Origin of the sequence: Arthrobacter sp. 260 (assembly GCF_013116745.1) — a bacterium.
Classification (GTDB): Bacteria; Actinomycetota; Actinomycetes; order Actinomycetales; family Micrococcaceae; genus Arthrobacter_D.
Genome location: NZ_JABFOE010000012.1, coordinates 23,108 through 40,040 on the forward strand (window position 1 = coordinate 23,108; position 16,933 = coordinate 40,040).

Genomic DNA, 16,933 nt, shown 5'->3' on the forward strand with positions numbered 1-16,933 from the left:
AGTCGTGTGCACTGCTCGCCGATGCGGATGTGTCCCGTCAGGCAGACATTCGGTGAAGGGCAGGGTCAGGAAGCGCAGCAGGAGAGTTTGGAGACATCCGTTGTATAGGACTGGGCGGCGATCTTGATCCCTTCGGCCATCGTCAGGTAGGGGCTCCAGAGGTTCGCGACCTGGTCCACGGTCATCCCGGCTTCCAGTATGTAGACGCCGGCGGCGGCGAGGTCTCCGGCGTCCTTGGCGACGGCGGTGATACCGACAATCCGTCTGGTCTCGGCGTCTGCGACGATCTTGATGAAGCCGCGGGTGTCCCTGTTCACCAAGGCCCGAGGCACGTACTCCAGGGGCAGGACCCGGCATTCGCACCGGATGCCGGCTTCGTTGGCTTCCTTGTCCGTCATTCCAACCGCGGCCAGAGCGGGGCTGGTGAAGGTGACCCGGGGAAGGTGCCGGTAGTCGACCTCGCGGCCGGCGTTGTTGAACGCGTTCTCCACCATCAGGGATCCGTGGGATGCTGCGACGTAGACGAATTCGCGGTGTCCGGTCACGTCCCCAGCGGCCCAGATCCGTCCATTGGAGCTGCCCAGCTGGTTATCGACCAGGATCTCGCCGCCATCTCCGGTCTTGACGCCGACCCCGGACAGGTTCAGCCCTTCCGTGACCGGCCGGCGTCCCGTGGCGACCAGCACCCTCGTGGCTCGGAATTCCTCCTGCCCGCCAGAGATGGTCGCGGTCGCGATGATCTCGCCTGTGGCCGGGTCCGTGCGCACGGAGGACACGGCCGCCCGGCGGACGACGCGGATCCCTTCGTCGGCGAAGATACCCATAAGGGCCCGGGAGGCCTCGGGTTCCTCCGCGGAGGCCAGGCGGGAGCGGACCAGGATGGTGACCTTGGACCCCAGACGGGCGAAGAGCTGGGCCTGTTCCAGGGCCACGTACCCGCCGCCGATGACCAGCAGAGACTCGGGGACCTCCTGGAGTTCCATCGCGGTGGTGGAGGTCAGGTATTCCGTGTCCGCCAGACCCTCGATCGGTGGCACCCATGGAGCGGAGCCGGTGGCCACCAGATAGTGCGCGGCCCTCACGGATTCCCGGGCACCGTCGCCTCCGGTGATTTCCAGGACGGGATCGTCCTGGGTGCCGGCGAAGACGGCATTGCCCTGGCGCAGCTCCCAGCCGTAGTCCGCGATCAGGTCCACGTACTTATCCGAACGCATCGTCTCCACCAGGAAACGTTTCCCGCCGATCAGCCCGGCCATGTCCACTTCCCCAGCTGAGGTGCTGATGCCGGGGAACCTGCCGGAAGCGTCCAGGGCAACATGCCTGGCCTCGGCCGCAGCTAGGAGCGCTTTGGAGGGAATGCAGCCCGTGTTCACACAGGTCCCGCCGACGGTGGAACGCTCAATCATCAGGACGCGTTTGCCAAGGTTGGTCGCCCGGATCGCCGCCGCGAACGCTGCGCCTCCAGAACCGATGACGGCCAGATCAAAATCAGGTGTTGGTTCAGACATGAAATCCTCCAAAGTCGTACAACAGCGCCGTTCTGAACTACCCGTAACGGTGCCTCGTGCATGGTTCTGCCCCCAGTCTGCACCTTCCACCATGGGGGAAGGTCAAGAAACCCATCGCGCCCCTGGTCTGGGCCCCGAACCGCGGAGCCCCGAAGATGTGGTTTCCCCGCTCCGGGTTGCAGAACCGGCTTCCAATAGCACTTCTTTACCTTCCACTAAACTGGAAGGTAAGGGGAAGCCCCGGGATAAGAGGTACATGATGCGTATTGGCGAAACCGCCGCAGCCGCCGGAATGACGACGAAGACACTGCGGTTCTACGAGGACCGTGGCCTGTTGCCGGCCACCGACAGGGCACCGAACGGATACCGCGACTACCCCCACGAGACGGTCAGCCGGCTCGAATTTATCCGCCGCGGACGCACCGCCGGACTCACCCTGGCCCAGATCGGAGAGATCCTCGCCGTCCGGGACATCGGCCACGCCCCCTGCATACACGTGAAGGATCTGCTGGCCAAGCAGCTCCACGACCTCGACGCCCGGATCGCAGAACTCACCGCGCTGCGGGCGACCGTCGCCGAGTTCCATGAAGCGGCGGCCGCGGGAGACCCGGCAGCCTGCGATCCCGAACGCATCTGCAGCTACCTCTAATGAGAGCAACGCCTATTACTCCCTCTGCCCGCCGTACCCACCATTCCGCTGGCACCGCGTAGTAGTGCGGAGTCCTTCTTACAAACGAAGGATTCCGAGAAAGCATCGAATCGAGAATCCCTAGATCGATCGCTCATCGAAGTGGCGCGACGTCCTGCCGCGGAAAATTGGCTCGACGAAGAAGAATCTGCAACCCGCCCCCGTTCTCACAAATAGTTCTCGAATCTGTACAGTCGAACTAAGACCCCGAACCGAGTTTTGAGAAGAGAACACCCTCCATGACCACGCACCGCATCGGCTACGCCCGGGTTTCCACCCGGGACCAGAATCTGGACCTGCAGCGCGACGCCCTACAGAAGGCCGGATGCGACAAGATCTACAAAGACACGATCAGCGGCACCAAGTCCCAACGCCCCGGCCTCGACCAGGCGCTGGATAACCTGCGCAAAGGTGACACCCTGGTGGTGTGGAAGCTGGACCGCCTGGGCCGGAGCGTGAAAGACCTCCTGGATTTCGCCGGCGGACTGAACGACCGCGGCGTAGGATTCGTCAGCCTCACCGATGCAATCGACACCACCACGGTCTCCGGACGCTTCTTTTTCAACGTCATGGCTTCCCTGGCCCAGATGGAACGGGAACTCATGATCGAACGTACCCAGGCCGGCCTGCAGGCCGCTCGTGAACAAGGACGGGTCGGCGGCCGCAAACGCATCATGACGGATGCCAAGATCCGCTCAGCCCGAAAGCTCCTCCACCAGGGAACACCGCCCCGGGAGGTCGCCGACACCCTAGGAGTCTCCGTTCCCACCCTCTACCGATGGGTCCCGGCGACAGGCGCGACCGAGGCACCAAAGAAGTAGTTCCTGCAGGTTGGTGCAGGCGACTTCTGAAAAATGACTGCTGGTGCAGAGGACTATTGAGCAGAATGCACTTCCGTGCAGGGCACTTCTGACGTTTCAATGTCCATACTCGTCTGCACTACCCCGGAATTCCGCGGGCGCCCGTGCAGACAGCTACTGAAAACGACATTGTCGTTGACTGGACTGCTTGTAGCGAATACGAACAATTGCGGCACTGTTCAGGACGGCAAAGTAACACTAGAACTGCTGGCCTACCGCGTAACAAGTCGCTCACGAAAGGTCAGCCGCTGATGTATAGTTCAGTAGATGCTGACTACTGCCTCACGCTTGGACGTGATGAACCGACTCGGCCGTGCCATGGCCGATCCGACCCGCTCTCGGATCCTCATGATGCTGTTGGACGCACCGAGCTATCCCACTGCCCTTGCTGCCGACTTGGGCCTGACGCGTTCGAATGTGTCTAACCACCTCACTTGCCTCAGGGAATGTGGGATCGTCTCTGCTGCGCTTGAGGGCCGCCAGACACGGTACGACATCGCTGACCCTCATCTTGCCTCCGCGCTCACCGCGCTGGTCGATGTCACTCTCGCCGTGGATGAGAGCGCCCCCTGTATTGATCCTGCCTGTTCAGTTCCCGGGTGCTGCAACGCAGCAGCGGACGCATGATGCTGTCCTCGGTTCTGCAGGCGATTGGCCTGTTTGTCGCCACCAATATCGACGACATCATCGTGCTGTCATTGTTCTTCGCCCGCGGTGCCGGGCAACGGGGGACAACAGCCCGGATCCTCGCAGGCCAGTATCTGGGCTTCGCAGCCATCTTGGGTGCGGCCGTGCTCGTGTCGTTGGGGGCAGGGGCATTCCTGCCCCCGCAGGTCATCCCCTACTTCGGACTCATACCCCTATTCCTGGGGCTATGGGCCGCATGGCAAGCTTGGCGCGGGGATAATGACGATGACGACGAGGCGAAGGTTTCCGGCAAGAACGTGACCATGTGGACTGTCGCTGCGGTCACCTTCGCCAACGGTGGGGACAATATCGGCGTCTACGTGCCGGTCTTTCTCAGCGTAGGACCTGCCGCCGTCGTCGCCTATTGTGCTGTCTTCCTCGCGCTCGTCGCGGTCCTCGTCATGCTGGCAAAGTTCGTCGCCACCAGGCCGTCGATCGCCGAAATTCTAGAACGCTGGGAACACATCCTCTTCCCGATCGTCCTGATTGGTCTCGGTGTCGTCATCCTCGTCAGCGGCGGAGCCTTTGGACTCTAACAAGAGCAGGTCAGACACCCATGCCGCATGTTCGCCCCTCGTCATGGTTCAGCTCGAACCGCCAAACGAAGCTGCGAATAACCGCCATTCTTAGTTAACAGTCACACAGTCACACATATGGGATTTTTGTGGCCGGGGGAGTGGCGAAAAAGTGTCGCGGTGAAGGACCGGCTTACGCTCCACGGTCCGACATGCGTTGTGGTCAGTTTCGAGGCGACCAATTCTTGTGTCTCGATGTTGACACAAGACATAAGCGCGTGTTTGTATTGCGTTGAAGATACAAGACGGGCTTTGCGGGTTGAGAGTGGGGAATGATGGGTGCTATATGGATATTGCTAGCCATTACGTTTGTGGCTTTGATCATCACCGCCTTGGGGATGATCCTTCGGAGGTTGCCAAATAGTCGAACTAATCTACAGAGGCATGTTGATCAGCTTTCGAGCGGTGAGAGGGACGCCGCGGTCGCTTATCTTCGGCGGGAGTGGCAGGCTTTGCTGGTCGCGCTGTTGGCTGGCATGGCTGCATCGGTTACCGCTTTTTCCCTAGGCGGTTCGCTGACTTCTCTGCATGGTTTGCCCTACGCTCTCGCCGGTGGCATAGGCGCATTGGTGGCGCTTTTGGTTCTCAATCTATGGCCACGTGTTCAGTGGTTGGAGGACGAGAGGCGGCCTAGAGTGGCGGATCTTGAGCCCCGAAACTCGATGAGTTTCGGTAGACAATGGGTGTTCGTTCTTCCTCTGGTTTCTGCGGTGCTCTTGATCTTGGGGCTTATTCTCACCGGAAGCTATTCAGCGACGGATGAAAATGGACTGCATCGGATCTACGCCTACCGAGGGTTATCGGGGTGGGGTGTAGAGGACGGCCAAGTTGTCGATGTTCAATACAACATGAATGCTACTGGGCCATTCCCGGGTTGGTTTTACGGCGTTCCCGTCGTGGTGTGCACTGTGTTGTTCATTGTTGCTGTTTATTGGACGCTGCGTCGCATCGCTTTGGCACCGCGGCCAATGTCCCCTGAGCTGTTCACGTTGGATGATGCTTTCAGAACCTTGCAGACGAGATTCGTGATGGCGTTCTCAAGTGCGGCCTTGGGCTTTCAGATTGCGGGTTTGGGTTTCGTAACTGGTATTGCGCTGCTCAACGCTAACCGGGATCCTGTTCCGACCGCGGACCTTAGCGCTGTTCCGGGCACCGTTGCTGTCGAGCCGGGTCACACGCTGGCGATCGTCCTGATGGCCGTGTCCGTGGCTATTGCAATGACCGGTCTAGTTCTGCTCTTTCGCGCTATGGCCGCGGTGTCAGATGCAGCGGCGGTCAGCCATGGCATCAGGCCACCTGTAGGGCAGGTTCCAATCTGATGATTAGTGTAGATCCGGCTTCTTCGATCTCTCCTACGGAGCAAATCAGATCCCAGCTGGAGGCGCTCATTAGGACCGGCCAACTGATTGAAGACAGCCGACTACCGACGGTCCGGCAGCTGGCGGCCGACCTTCGCGTCGCAGTCGGTACCGTGGCTAAGGCCTATAAGGAGCTCGAGCACGTCGGAATGATTCGGACCGGACGCGCTGCTGGCACCAGGGTCAACGTCGGTTTCATTACGACTCCTCCGGTTCTCGCGGCCGCACAAGCATTTGCTAGGACGGCGATAGACGCGGGATTGGACTTAGACCAGGCGCAAGGGATCCTCGCGACCGGCTGGGGCAGCTACCCCAAATCCCCCTGATTGCGAACAGGTTGTCGCCTTCTCACCCCGATATGCAGCCATTTGCATATCTTTGCGGGGCTCGGTGTCGCGGTGGGGGATCGCTAAATAGGACGGCAGAACCGCCAACTGAAGCTGAGATTAACCGCCATTCCTGGCTAACAGTCACACGTATGGGGTTTTTGTCGCCGGGGGAGCGGCGAAAAAGTGTCGCGGTGGAGGACCGGCTTGTGACCGGCATGAGGATTAAAACCAGATGAAGAATTTCACTCTGGCCTTCCATGGTGCGTCCAGATGAACAACTTGGATCTCCGGGTGTGCAGGACTCGATTTGAGCATCAAGACTTATCCTGAAAGTGTCATATGACGGACTACAGCACGGGGGAACTTGTGAATGATGCGGCCATGCCGATTTTTGTGGCCCTAATTTTCTTCGTCTTCATGGGCTTGGTGTTCGGCTGCACTGGAGCGATGCTTAACTCTGGTCGGATCACCCGTAACAATGCTATCGGGCTTCGTACACGTGCGACCCTTTCCTCAGACGAGGCTTGGGAACGAGGCCATAAGGCCGGGGTGCTATGGGTCGCAGTAAGTGCTATTGGAGCGGTTACGGCAGCTGTCCTAGGGTTAATTGCTCTCTTTGTCACGGGCTTTGAACCAAATGAACCGACAAATGCAGTAGTAATCCTTTCAGGCATGCTTGCAATCATCGGACCGCTTATCGCGGCAGGGATAGCCGCAGATAGAGCCGCAAAGAAGGTTAGCTAGTTCTCCGTGAGGAAGACTGTTCAGATCGCGCTCTTCTTCAGGTTGGCGACTCTCCTTCCAAGACCCTAAATACAGCAGAACCGGACACCGCCAAGTGGTCGTAGCGGAACCCTGGTGTACGGGAGGTCATCGTGCTGTCATGTGAGGCGAACTTCTAGCAAAAACATGTAGCGCTGAGGGATCCTCCTGTAGGACACCGTTGACCTCCAACGTCGTGAATGGGCGGTAGATTCTAAGGAACCATAAGGGGCAATGTGAAAGTCAGGTTCTTCAAACGCCAGCAACCGATCGAAGAGGCGGACCGGGCCCGCCAGCTCCTCGCCCCAACTCCCGGCGATGTCCTGACCGCGCGGGTCATTGCTCTGGTGGGTGATGCCGGCAATGTAACCGTGTCCATGGTCCAGGCAGAGTTCTCTCACGTCATCATTGTCCGGCCGCACCGTGTGGGTGCGATGCCGTTCAACCTTTGTGTGACCCCCGGCTTCGTCGTTGTCCTGGAGGGAGCGGATCTTGGTTGGTGGACATTCGGAGGCGACTACGACAATGACGGCGTGATCGAAGCCCTCGAAGTGGTCGAACACCTGGTCCTTCGTGGGGGCACTGTTCGTAGCACTCGACACACCTCTGAGCTACTCGATTCAGACGGCAGAAGCGTCAGCGGACCCCACCGAGATGGCGTGCGGACGCGCCACACGCAAACCGTCGAATACCTTCCCTACCGGGGGCAATAATCGAATCGAGGTTGTCAACCTTTGGCGCGGTTGGATGCACCCCCGCCGACAGGGGACGAGGACCGGCCGGTTGAGAACTACTGCCATTCCGATGGAGGATCGGCTTATGGGACGGACCACTGTCTCGCAACCAACTATCTAGTCGCAATTTAGCGCTCCTACTTAGGAGACAGAGTGGCAAGACAGCGAAGAGCGGCAGCGGCGGGGGAGTGCGGGTGTCTCGTTCCAGAGTCTTGTAACCCAAAGCATACGAGACAAGTACGTGAATCTATGGACCGAGGAGTACATCTCATTCACCGCAAGAGTCAGCTCCCTTGGTACTTCTTGACACTTTTCAACCACACGTCGAGCACCTCAATTTCGTTCGTGAGAGTTTGTACTGACGGAGGTGTGTAATTTAACTCGGGGTGAGGATCATGCCGAGCAGCCCATGCCGAGATCATGCTGTAGGAATCGTCGTACGTCTTGATGTCATCAGGAGTGACTCGACCAATGACTCTCAGCTTTCCGACTCGGACTTCAAGAGCTCGATAGTCCACAAGCGGCTCGGCCAGCACTTGGCTGATGATGCGTTCCCAAGTCTGGGACATGTGACCCGCGATCTCCTCGGTTGCGCGCTGGTAATCCGGTTCAGACATCCCTTCCTCGTTGCGGCGTAGCGAAGCGACCTCTTGCCTGAGGCTATTCACGCGTTGCGCGGCGTCCTGCGCCGTCCACGGATGCTTGAGGGTGGTGAAGCCGGGGCCGATCTTTCGCTTGCGTTCGATGCCGCGGGTCGCGAAGGGAACCTCATCTACCTCTGTGGCTTTGCGAAGGGCCATAGTAAATCCGATGTCATGCGTGAAGACAATGACCTGCCGCTCTCCAGCCAGGTCGACGATTCGATTGGCGACCGCCTCTCGCCGCATGTGGTCGAGCGAGGACACGGGGTCGTCGAATACCAACGCCGACTTGCTCGTGTCGAAATGCACTTCTGTCAGGAACCCGGCGAAACCGAGCGCTGTCTTCTCGCCTTCCGAGAGGACATCGACGAGGCGGGCGCCTGCACTCGCGTTCAAGAAATCGGCCTTATGGAGCAGGCCAGCTCCTTGGCGCGATTTTGTTGCCCTAAAGGTGACTCGCTCCAGTTCGAGCCGGTCCGTCTCGCGAGTGAAACGGTCTCGGGCTTCTTCAGTAACGTATTTTTTCGTCAGCTCGCCCACCTTGTCGGTGATGGCGCGCGTGTTCGTTTCCGAGAACTTATCGCTGAGCACCGCCAACTTACGCAGGCGGGTACGTTCCAACTCGATCAGGGTCTTCCCGTCGCGCATCGCGATCTGGTTGCGCAGCCGGTTCTCTTCAGTCTGGGCCTGAGTGAGACGTTCGGTGAAGTCAGTGGCATCAATTAGATCAGCTTGATCTCGGAGGTCTTTCTCTTGGGTGGCAAGCGTGGCGACCTCCGCGGCGACGCTCACGCCGGTCGGTAGCTCATCGGAGATCATGGCCGCCTGGCGCGCGCGGAATGCGTCGAACAGCACCTGAATTCTCGCAGCAAATCCCGGTTCTGACTGCTCGACCGCCGCGATGGCGACCACCACCGGTTGGCTCTCGACTGGTTGCCGGCCGAGAGTTGTGAGAAACGCTTCGAGCGCCTTCTTGGCCGACTCAGCGTCCTGAGCCGTTGTGTCCGAGACGAACTCGTGAAACCGCTTCAGGCGCGCCGCGCCTCCGCCGTCGAGAGACTGCTGACACAGAACGCAGACTGCTCCGTCATCTGAGTGCGGAAAGTCGTGGTTTGGGTAGACGACACGCGAGTACTTCTCCGCCGCTTGCCACAACGCCTTCCAAATCGGTGATCCGATGCCGGTGAGCGGCTCGTCTCCGAACGTAGTGAAAGACGCTGCGTCCGCCGCTTCCTGGGCTGCCTTCGCGCTCTCGCGCAAGCCCTTGAGCTTCTCGTGCACAGCCAAGCCCAAGGAGCGGTCGAGGCCGGACAGGTGACCTGCGGTCAGATTCAGCGCATCGGCCGTGCGGATCAGCTTCTGCTTCTCCTGCCCCGGATCAGCAGTCCGAAGCCGAGCCACTTCCTCGACCTGGTCGCTCAGCTTCTGATCGATATCGTGAGGGCAAGACGTTGCCGTGGCGATCTCGTCATCTTTAGTGTTTGCCGTGAGAGACCGAAGAAACGTTGCAGCTGAGCTTGGATCGGTGACGACTGGGAGGGCTTCAGGCGTGCTCTTCTCGGTTTTCCACCCATCAATGACACGTCGTACGCCTGCGGTCACCATCGAGAGATCATCCAGAAGCTGAACCGCCGAAGGTCGGTAGGAGATCTCAGCTTCCGAGTTGATGTACGTGTCTCCGCAGCGCTCGTCATATAGAGCCACGCGGCCGAGGGCAGGATCGGCAGCGGACCCAAGTGACGAGACGTGTTCGGTCTCAGCGATGAGGAACGTCACCTGCCCGGACTGCTCTCCCGGAAATTCAGTAAAAACGTCTGGGAGGATGTCTGCGCGGTGACGTGCGCGCACCATGGACTGCAGTATGCGCGCATAGCCGGACTTCCCGCTGCCATTGTTGCCGTACACGACCGTAAGACCGTCCGGCGCGAAGGTCAGCTCCTGGTTCTCGGCAAGTCGATTGACATTCGCCACGCCTTTAACAGAGATGATCCGAACGGGTTCATCATTCGCGATCTCAGGGGCGGTGACCGACGCCAGCCAGCCCCCTTCCGGAGCAGCGGGTGGCAACTCGAACAGACTTTTAGCGATTTCCTCGTAATCGTCCTCACCGATCGTCTCACCGCTGGCTATGCGCGCCAGCGCTCGTTGCTGCCACCAGGATCGGGTAGCAATCCAGTCGAGTACGTCTTCGTAAGCGGACATTTGATCTCGTTCCATCGAGGCTGGCGTTGCTCAGCCGGGTGCAAGGTGGCTAGTCCCGCAAGGCTATCGGTTCCAAACTTAGCCACCCCAGGAGTGATCGCGCTCTCAGCGGAAGTCGCCTCCATAGAGGGTGTTTCCAAACTTTTCTGTCTCATATTGCATGAAGTTCGAAGCGGACCGCCCCATCTGACACGCCAGATAGCGGTGCAGAAAGACGGCCATATAGCGCTGCGATCCACATATGGGATTTCTGTCGCTGGGGGGAGCGGCGAAAAAGTGTCGCGGTGAGGGACCGTCTTACGGGCGGACATCCTCACGTTGACCGGCGTTGTAAAGCCTGAGGTTCCCACCGTAAGGAATTTCTACGGGTTGTAGAACAGTAGGGTATCGTCGCACTAATGCCGTAAGAGGAGGTTGAAATGCGTCGTTATCGTCCATTGCTGGGCATCACCCAGAAGAGGGTGGTTCCGGTGATCCTCATCCTGGGGGTTTCACTAGCAATGACAGGCTGTGCCGTTGAAGATCCGCTATCCGAACAGGCCCGGGCAGGTGATAGTAAAAACTACATTGCTGGCGACGGCTCGGTTTCGGAGTTCGCCCCCGACTCCCGTGGGGAGCCCGTGGGTTTGGTGGCTGAACTCTATGACGGCACGGCGGTGGACGTAGCCGATTGGAAGGGGCAGGTCACCGTGTTGAACATCTGGTATGCCGCCTGCGCACCCTGCCGGGTGGAAGCTCCGGACCTCCAGGCCCTTTATGAAGAGCACAATGGTGCCGGGGTTCAGTTTCTTGGGGTGAACATCCGGGACGAAAAAGCCACCGCCGAAGCGTTTGAACGTACCTTCGACATCACCTATCCGAGTGTCAACGACGAAGATGGTGGAACGCTGCTGGCACTGACCGAGTACGTTCCGCCGCAGGCTGTTCCCAGCACACTTGTACTGGACAAGCAGGGTCGGGTGGCTGGACGTATCATCGGCCTTGCTGAGAAAAGTACTCTCGATGCACTCATTACCGATGTGCTGGCCGAACAGTGAGTATAGGCCTTCCGTCTTTACCGCACATGGCGCCCATGGCGGTAAATAATCCGTTTGCTGAAACCATTCTCAGCGGTTCGTTGTTGCTTGCCGTTCCTGTGGCGGTGCTGGCGGGCCTTGTTTCCTTTGCTTCCCCCTGTGTACTGCCGCTCGTGCCAGGATATCTGGGGTATGTCACCGGGTTGACCGGGGTGGATTTGGAGAAGCAAAAGCGTGGCCGGATGCTCGCTGGAATTGGGTTGTTCGTGCTCGGCTTCTCTGTGGTGTTTATGTTGATTGGTGCGGTTTTTGGGCAGCTGGGGGCATGGCTGCAAAATGCGGAACAAGCGTGGATCACCCAAGTGCTCGGCCTTGTGGTCATCCTGATGGGCGTGGTCTTTCTCGGTGGCTTGTCGTGGTTTCAAAGGGACGTGAAGTTACATACCAAAGCGCCTACCGGCCTGTGGGGTGCACCAGTGCTGGGCATCACCTTCGGACTCGGTTGGGCGCCGTGTATCGGCCCTACACTCTCGGCTGTGCAGCTCCTAGCTTTCACCGATGGATCCGGAGCCGCCAAGGGGGCATTACTGACTTTTTTCTACTGCCTGGGCCTTGGTGTGCCGTTCCTGCTCATCGCGCTGGGTGCACGCCGCGGAATGGGCGCCTTGGCTTTCTTCCGCAGGCACAGGAAAAAACTACAGCGGACCGGAGGATCAATCCTCATAACCCTCGGCCTGCTGATGGTCTCAGGACTCTGGGGTGCATGGGTTTCTCAGCTGCAGAACTGGTTTGCGAACTCCGTACTACTTCCCATCTGATCGAACTCTTTTCGGGACGCCAAAATCTGGGCAACTGGTTCCGGCGGTCGGGAACGAGCCGTCGTCTACCGCACAAGAGCGCGCGCTCCTAGTCAGTTAGCTTACGTTTTACTAGGGTGGTCGTCAGGTGAACAAGCCGGGAGGACCCATCACTGTTTCAGCGCGGGGCAGAACGGGCATCACCGTACAGACGGTGATGCGCCTCGTGTTGAGCTTTTCACTGCTGATCGCGTTCACCTCTTCTGGCGCCGCGGCTTTGTGCCTTCAGATGGAACAACACAATCCCTCCCCAATGGCGCACCTTGCGGTGGGTATGGATTTATTAGGGCAGGGTAGCGAGGCGAATACGCCAGTCATGACCGTGGCACCCTCGCATTCCCCGTCGGCACAAACGTGCTGCCATCAACAGGTAAGCACTGCGGAGCGGGTTACGGCGCCGCAGCGTGCGCTACCGGCGGAGCAGGGCGTGGCCCTTCCAGTGTGGCTGGAACTGCTTCCTGCAGATCACAGGTATATGCCGCCGGGATTCTTTGATCCGGCTCTTGAGAAGCGTGATCATCTTCGGCCGTCGCTGACGGCTCTATCCATCAGTCGTACATAAACCACTCTTCCCTGGTGCGCCGGTCCTCCCTGGCCCGCCATATCGCCTGCCTCCAGCCGATAGCATCGGTCTTCCGGTCGCCCCATCGGCGCCCAGCTCCAGAACGAAAAAGACGAACAGCAGCTGACGTAGATCAGTTGCACCCTGATTGAGGAGAAACCAATGACACATCACGTGACGTCAATGCTCGATACCTTTCCCAAGGATCTTGGGGGAGTGGATAAGGAAAAGCTCGCCGAATGCATTGAGGCTTGCTTCGAATGTGCTCAGACCTGCACCGCATGCGCGGATGCGTGCCTAAGCGAGGGCATGGTCGCTGAGCTGACGAAGTGCATCCGCACCAACCTGGACTGTGCCGATATTTGCGCGACCACCGGCAACGTTTTGACCCGTCGCACCGGGTACGACGCGGCGCTCACACGGGCCGTGCTTGAGGCCTGCCGCGCGGCCTGCAAAGCCTGCGCGGATGAGTGTGGACAGCACGCCGAGATGCACGATCACTGCCGGGTCTGTGCCGATGCCTGCCGGCGCTGTGAAAAGGCTTGCGAAGAACTACTGTCTTCGCTGGGGTAGACACCTTTTCCCTACCGGTGATCCAAGGAGCACTTCATGAATTCAGCAGATAACACACCAGGTAGTCACCCAGTAAGAGGCTCCGGGCGCGAGCATCACGAACACGGCCAGCAAGAAACGGTTTCCGGCAAAGACAACGCCCGGGGCGGCCAGGACCAGTCCAAGAGCAGTGGTTCAGCCAAAATGTATCTAAAGTTCGGTGTCATCCTCTTGATCAGTCTCGGGCTGATGTGGGTGCTGTCAATGTCGATGGTGCGGTCCATCGATCACTTCTACTTCAACCTAAGTAACTTCTGGATGGCGTTGTTAATGGTCGGGGCGATGGCGATCGTCATGGTCGTGGGCATGTGGTCGATGTTTAAGAACAAAAAAGCGAACATCGCCATGCTGGTCGGATTCACCGTGCTCTTCGTGGGCGCGTTCTCCCTCGGGCGGACGGAAACCTTCGTCGGCAACGAAGAATTCCTGAAGTCAATGATTCCGCACCACTCCCGCGCCATCCTGGTCTGCCAGGAATCAAACATCACGGATCCAGAAATAGTGGAACTGTGCGATGCGATCGTGGAGACCCAGCGAGAGGAAATCAGCCAAATGCAATCGATCCTCGACCGATATGCATCCGAGTGACAAAGGAACACAAGAGGTTGGGGCGCTCTCTGAATTGAGGGCGCCCCGCCCTTGCTCTCGGCCTGTCATGGTCGGGAAAAGTACACAAGAGGGTCGGCCTTGACTTATACCCCTAGGGGGTATACTTTGTGGGTACCGGAACGGGAAGTCCGAGCCCGACTAAAGGCCGCTTACTCCTTGAAGGTCCCTCAACGCGACTGCAGCCAACGTGGACGACCACCATGTTGTTTCAGCCGCTGAATCTCGAATACCCACCCCTTCTGTTTGGAGATCATCATGTGCGGCACTTCTTCCGATCTGACTCTGACCGACACATCATCTTCCGGATGCGCCTGCTGCGCCCCCCAGGACAGCAAAACCACATCAGTTCCCACAGTTGGCAGCATCAGCGCCAGTTTCGGTGTGGCCGGCTTGACCTGCGGTTCATGTGCGTCCCGGGTTACCTCTGCAGTCGGCGAGATCGATGACGTCACCGACGTCCAGATTAACCTCGTTTCCGGCGGGACCTCCACGGTCACCGTCCTCAGCAACCAAGCTGTTCCCGCAGCAGCAGTCCGCTCCGCGGTCGAGCAAGCCGGGTACCAGCTTTCTAACGCCTGATCTTTTCTCAGGTCCGGGACACGATCCCGTTTGACTGAAGGAGAAAAACCATGAAACACCAGCACCACACGAATGCCGATACGCACGGCCAGGCCATGCCCACAACGGAACCGACCTCCGCGTTGGATCCTGATCAACACGAAGACAACGGTCACCGAACCCGGCCGGCTGACGCGGACCATGAGGTGCACTCCCACGGCGAGCATGCCGGGCACTCCACCGCAATGTTCAAAAACAAATTCTGGTTGAGCCTGATCCTGGCCGTTCCAGTGGTGTTGTTTAGCCACATGTTCGCCATGATCGTCGGCTACACGCCACCGGATTTCCCGGGGTCGATGTGGATTTCACCCATTCTGGGCACCATCATCTTCTTCTACGGCGGTGCCCCGTTCCTCAAAGGTGGGGTTACTGAACTCAAGACCCGGCAACCCGGGATGATGCTACTGATTGCCATGGCCATCAGCGTCGCCTTCATCGCATCCTGGGTCACAACCCTCGGGATAGGCGATTTCAACCTGGACTTCTGGTGGGAACTGGCATTGCTGGTGGTCATCATGTTGTTGGGGCACTGGATGGAAATGCGTGCCCTCGGATCCGCTGCGGGTGCCCTGGACGCGTTGGCCGCGCTGCTACCGGATGAGGCGGATAAGGTCACCGACGCGGGAATCGAAACCGTCCCGGTGAGCTCGCTGGTCACCGGCGACGTCGTCCTGGTCCGTTCAGGGGCCCGGGTGCCAGCTGATGGCGAGATCGTTGACGGGATAGCCGAGTTCGATGAGGCCATGATCACCGGCGAATCCCGCACCGTGCAACGCACGATCGGTGAGGTGGTGGTCGCGGGAACGGTAGCCACCGATAACGCGGTCCGGGTGCGGGTTACCGCCGTTGGGTCAGATACTACTCTGGCAGGGATCCAGCGCCTGGTCGCTGAGGCGCAGGCCTCGTCGTCGAAAGCCCAGGCCCTCGCCGACAGGGCCGCTGCACTGCTGTTTTACTTCGCCCTGATCGCTGGCATCTTCACCTTCATCGCGTGGATCCTGCTGGGGAGCCCCGATGATGCGGTCATTCGGACCGTGACGGTCTTGGTCATCGCCTGCCCACACGCCCTCGGTCTGGCGATCCCGCTGGTGATCGCAATTTCGACGGAACGCGCAGCGAAAGCCGGTGTGCTGATCAAGAACAGGATGGCGTTGGAGCGCATGCGCACCGTCGACATTGTGTTGTTCGACAAGACCGGGACCCTCACCGAAGGTCGGCACGCTGTCACCGCCACCGTCACCTCCGGGACAATGACTGACGCGGAAATGTTGGGCCTGGCCGCAGCCGCAGAGTCCGACAGTGAGCACCCGGTCGCCCGGGCCATCGTCAAGGCTGCGATGGACACACCGGAATCTACAGCGTTCGGTTATCGTGGCAGCGACTTTTCTTCCATGACGGGCCGGGGCGTTCGGGCGACAGTCAACGGGACAGCGGTCATTGTTGGTGGACCGAATATGCTCAAGGAACTGCAAGTAGAGACCCCTTCGGACATGAGCGCTACCGTCCAGGAATGGGTCGGCCGCGGCGCTTCTGTGCTGCATGTGGTCCGGGATGGCGCCGTTATTGGGGCTGTGCGACTCGAGGACCGGGTCAGGGATGAGTCCCGGGCGGCGGTAAAAGCGCTACAGGCCCGGGGCGTGAAGGTCGCGATGATTACCGGCGACGCACGCCAGGTCGCGGACGCTGTCGGGACTGAACTCGGTATCGACGAAGTTTTCGCCGACGTGTTACCGCAGGATAAGGATTCCAAGGTCGCTGAATTGCAGTCCCGCGGCCTGAAAGTGGCGATGGTCGGCGACGGTGTGAATGACGCCCCCGCCCTGGCCCGCGCCGAGGTCGGGATCGCTATCGGTGCCGGAACCGACGTAGCAATGGAATCCGCCGGCGTGGTGCTGGCGGGCAACGATCCACGGTCAGTCCTGGCGATGATCGACTTGTCCAGGGCTAGTTACCGGAAGATGATCCAGAACCTGGTGTGGGCCACGGGATACAATCTCATTGCTGTGCCGCTGGCCGCCGGCGTGTTGGCTTTCGCTGGTTTCGTGCTCTCGCCCGCAGCGGGAGCGGTCCTAATGAGTGTTTCCACCATTGTGGTCGCCCTGAACGCCCAGCTGCTGCGCAGGATCGACCTCAGCCCCGAACGCTTCACCACCACCTAACCGGAGTGAGGGAACTCCCGGCGTCGTCCTCTTGATTGGAGGACTAGGTCAGGAGTTCACTAGGCTGGAACAAGCAACGGAAAACGAAGGGTAACGGCAGTGGCAGGCATGATCAGGCAACGGGCAATGCTCGATCTGTCGCGGTCAGCCCTCACC

General features: G+C 59.5%; 17 protein-coding genes. 15 read left to right on the forward strand and 2 right to left on the reverse strand.

The window, feature by feature from the left end; translation table 11 throughout:
• Window positions 1-65: 65 nt before the first annotated feature.
• Complete coding sequence (gene merA / locus HMI57_RS13580) at window positions 66-1,508, reverse strand: mercury(II) reductase (protein WP_024476694.1); 1,443 nt, start codon at window positions 1,506-1,508, stop codon at window positions 66-68.
• 259 nt (window positions 1,509-1,767) lie between these two features.
• Here merA and HMI57_RS13585 point away from each other — a divergent pair, with 259 nt between their 5' ends.
• The 8 genes from HMI57_RS13585 to HMI57_RS13620 all read left to right on the forward strand — a co-directional run bounded on the left by HMI57_RS13585 (window position 1,768) and on the right by HMI57_RS13620 (window position 7,480).
• Window positions 1,768-2,157: a heavy metal-responsive transcriptional regulator gene (locus HMI57_RS13585; RefSeq protein ID WP_024476695.1), complete on the forward strand. Its 390-nt coding sequence runs from the start codon at window positions 1,768-1,770 to the stop codon at window positions 2,155-2,157.
• A 278-nt stretch (window positions 2,158-2,435) separates the two neighbouring features.
• Window positions 2,436-3,017, forward strand: a complete 582-nt coding sequence (locus HMI57_RS13590; protein WP_024476696.1) for a recombinase family protein — start codon at window positions 2,436-2,438, stop codon at window positions 3,015-3,017.
• A gap of 306 nt (window positions 3,018-3,323) precedes the next feature.
• Entirely contained in the window at window positions 3,324-3,683 is a 360-nt protein-coding gene (locus HMI57_RS13595; RefSeq protein WP_024476697.1) for a metalloregulator ArsR/SmtB family transcription factor, read from the forward strand.
• Entirely contained in the window at window positions 3,680-4,279 is a 600-nt protein-coding gene (locus HMI57_RS13600; protein ID WP_024476698.1) for a cadmium resistance transporter, read from the forward strand. The genes HMI57_RS13595 and HMI57_RS13600 overlap by 4 nt, the downstream gene beginning before the upstream one ends.
• Window positions 4,280-4,635: 356 nt before the next feature.
• A complete protein-coding gene (locus tag HMI57_RS13605) occupies window positions 4,636-5,637 on the forward strand; it encodes a hypothetical protein (protein WP_171586550.1) in 1,002 nt (333 codons plus the stop codon).
• Window positions 5,637-6,002 carry a GntR family transcriptional regulator gene (locus HMI57_RS13610; RefSeq protein WP_171586551.1) on the forward strand — a complete coding sequence of 122 codons (366 nt, stop codon included), beginning with the start codon at window positions 5,637-5,639 and terminating at the stop codon, window positions 6,000-6,002. The genes HMI57_RS13605 and HMI57_RS13610 overlap by 1 nt, the downstream gene beginning before the upstream one ends.
• Window positions 6,003-6,344: 342 nt before the next feature.
• Window positions 6,345-6,749: an SdpI family protein gene (locus HMI57_RS13615; protein WP_171586552.1), complete on the forward strand. Its 405-nt coding sequence runs from the start codon at window positions 6,345-6,347 to the stop codon at window positions 6,747-6,749.
• Between the two features lie 254 nt (window positions 6,750-7,003).
• Window positions 7,004-7,480, forward strand: a complete 477-nt coding sequence (locus tag HMI57_RS13620; protein WP_171586553.1) for a hypothetical protein — start codon at window positions 7,004-7,006, stop codon at window positions 7,478-7,480.
• A gap of 305 nt (window positions 7,481-7,785) precedes the next feature.
• Here HMI57_RS13620 and HMI57_RS13625 read toward each other — a convergent pair whose 3' ends face one another.
• Complete coding sequence (locus tag HMI57_RS13625) at window positions 7,786-10,344, reverse strand: AAA family ATPase (RefSeq protein WP_171586554.1); 2,559 nt, start codon at window positions 10,342-10,344, stop codon at window positions 7,786-7,788.
• Between the two features lie 419 nt (window positions 10,345-10,763).
• Between HMI57_RS13625 and HMI57_RS13630 the strand changes: the two genes are divergently transcribed.
• From HMI57_RS13630 to HMI57_RS13660, 7 genes are all read left to right on the forward strand, one after another.
• Window positions 10,764-11,381: a TlpA disulfide reductase family protein gene (locus HMI57_RS13630; protein ID WP_171586555.1), complete on the forward strand. Its 618-nt coding sequence runs from the start codon at window positions 10,764-10,766 to the stop codon at window positions 11,379-11,381.
• A gap of 35 nt (window positions 11,382-11,416) precedes the next feature.
• Window positions 11,417-12,178: a cytochrome c biogenesis protein CcdA gene (locus tag HMI57_RS13635; protein ID WP_171586556.1), complete on the forward strand. Its 762-nt coding sequence runs from the start codon at window positions 11,417-11,419 to the stop codon at window positions 12,176-12,178.
• A gap of 127 nt (window positions 12,179-12,305) precedes the next feature.
• Window positions 12,306-12,779 carry a hypothetical protein gene (locus HMI57_RS13640; RefSeq protein WP_171586557.1) on the forward strand — a complete coding sequence of 158 codons (474 nt, stop codon included), beginning with the start codon at window positions 12,306-12,308 and terminating at the stop codon, window positions 12,777-12,779.
• Window positions 12,780-12,941: 162 nt separating this feature from the next.
• On the forward strand, window positions 12,942-13,352 hold the full coding sequence (locus tag HMI57_RS13645) for a four-helix bundle copper-binding protein (protein ID WP_171586558.1): 411 nt from the start codon (window positions 12,942-12,944) through the stop codon (window positions 13,350-13,352).
• 36 nt (window positions 13,353-13,388) lie between these two features.
• On the forward strand, window positions 13,389-13,979 hold the full coding sequence (locus HMI57_RS13650) for a DUF305 domain-containing protein (RefSeq protein WP_228721119.1): 591 nt from the start codon (window positions 13,389-13,391) through the stop codon (window positions 13,977-13,979).
• Window positions 13,980-14,255: 276 nt separating this feature from the next.
• A complete protein-coding gene (locus HMI57_RS13655; protein WP_171586622.1) occupies window positions 14,256-14,579 on the forward strand; it encodes a heavy metal-associated domain-containing protein in 324 nt (107 codons plus the stop codon).
• Window positions 14,580-14,629: 50 nt separating this feature from the next.
• The gene (locus tag HMI57_RS13660; RefSeq protein WP_171586559.1) at window positions 14,630-16,777 is read left to right on the forward strand and encodes a heavy metal translocating P-type ATPase; all 2,148 of its coding nucleotides are present in this window, start codon (window positions 14,630-14,632) and stop codon (window positions 16,775-16,777) included.
• Window positions 16,778-16,933 lie beyond the last annotated feature (156 nt).